The organism is Marinobacter santoriniensis NKSG1 (assembly GCF_000347775.1).
Taxonomy (GTDB): domain Bacteria; phylum Pseudomonadota; class Gammaproteobacteria; order Pseudomonadales; family Oleiphilaceae; genus Marinobacter; species Marinobacter santoriniensis.
In genome coordinates this window covers 1-1,761 of record NZ_APAT01000040.1, presented here as the reverse complement: position 1 = coordinate 1,761, position 1,761 = coordinate 1, and the positions used below count along the sequence as shown (strand labels likewise).

Genomic DNA, 1,761 nt, shown 5'->3' with positions numbered 1-1,761 from the left:
GAGAAGTTGAGGTTCACGAGAGACGTGGCACTCCCAACCGATCGAAGTAGGCAATCGTCAGCACATTATGAATGGCAGAGCGACTGTTGTGCCACCAGCGACGGCTCAGGGCCGCCACGGATTCAGCAATCCAGGAACTCGCGCCTAAGCGGACCAGTTCCCGGTGGATCGTCTTGCCCCGTCGCCAGTGTCGGAGATGGAGCATTCTCAGGCGGCGACGTATCCACTCATCCAGTGACCGCCAGATGCGTGGCGTTTGCGCCAGCCTGAAGTACCCTTTCCAGCCGAGCAGGTAGCTGCGGAGCTTCTCCACCACCTGTGCCATGCTGCGACCACCTGATCCCCGGGTCAGTTGCCTGATCCTGAGCTTGAACGCCTGTAACGCCTTGGCTGATACCGCGCGCCGAACGTCTCCGTTCCTTGTTTGCCAGAGGGCATAGCCAAGGAACTTGCGGCCGAACACGCTGGTGACTGCACTTTTGGATTCGTTGATCACCAAATGCAGTTTGTCGTAGCACCTGCGTAGCAGTCGCATCACCCGCTCTCCCGCTCTATGGCTGCGAACGTAAACGTTGCAGTCATCGGCGTACCGAGCGAAGCAGTGCCCACGGCGTTCCAGCTCTTTATCCACCTCGTCCAGCAGGACGTTGGCCAACAACGGCGACAACGGCCCGCCTTGCGGCGTGCCCTCATGCCGATCCATAGCTACGCCGCCAGCCATGATGCCCGCGTTCAGATACGCACGAACCAGCCGAATGACTCCGGGGTCGTTTATGCGTTTCTTCAGGCGGTCAACCAGGATGTCGTGGTTGACCCGGTCGAAGAACTTCGACAGGTCGACGTCCACCACGATATGGCGGCCCTGTTGGGTGTAACGCTGTGCAGCCAACACGGCGTCGTGGGCCCGACGGCCCGGACGAAAGCCGTAGCTGTGCTCGCTGAAGGTGGGATCAATCAGAGGTTGCAGCACTTGCAGCAGTGCCTGTTGGATCAGACGGTCGGTGACGGTGGGGATACCCAGTTCCCGCTCACTGCCGTCCGGTTTCGGGATGCCTACCCGACGAACGGGTTGTGGTTGATAGGAGCCGCTCAGCAGTTGCTGGCGAAGCTCCGACCACGCCCATCGCAGGTGTTCAGCGGTCTGGGCAATGTCCAGCCCATCGACACCTGCCGTTCCCTTGTTGGCCTTCACGCGCTTCCATGCCCGTTGCATGTTCTCTCGTGCGAATGCCTGCTCAAGCAGGTTTCGCCCTGCGCCCTCCGGTTCCTGTCGCGGGAGCCCTGTTTCATCACTGATCGCGCCCGGCAAGGCTTCACCTTCCCGTGTTGCGACCCGCCCCGCGGATGCGGGCATCTGATGCGTTACAGTGCTCATCGACAAGGCGTTCGACGCTCCTTCTCGTTCGGCCCTTCGCCCTGAGCTAGCGGCTACTATGACCTCTGCTGACTTCTCGCTCCGTGTTGCCACGTCGCCCTTTCAGGCATAAGGCGAGATCTCCCCGGGTAAGAGCACACTCCTTCACCGCACAACCGCCGGATTTACACCCCCTCGCCTTGGCCACAAGAGCTTCGCGGCTTTTGGCCCGCTCGCCCTGCTCGGCAGTGCCTCGTATCCGATTCTTGTTCATCGGCTCACGGTTTACGCTCCACGCTTCCTCCCCACGGTCGGTCGCCCTTCCGCAGTTGCGCTTCACTTCGTTCGCTGTGGCCAGCTCACGGGAGGACTTTCACCTCCAGGAGTGCGCCCGTGCCGGGCGCACC

Annotated in this window: 1 protein-coding gene; it reads right to left on the bottom strand. The window is 61.4% G+C overall.

Translation table 11 applies throughout. The annotated features are described in order from the left end of the window. Positions 1–13: 13 nt before the first annotated feature. Positions 14–1,381 carry a group II intron reverse transcriptase/maturase gene (ltrA, locus tag MSNKSG1_RS18590; RefSeq protein WP_008940840.1) on the bottom strand — a complete coding sequence of 456 codons (1,368 nt, stop codon included), beginning with the start codon at positions 1,379–1,381 and terminating at the stop codon, positions 14–16. Positions 1,382–1,761: the final 380 nt, after the last annotated feature.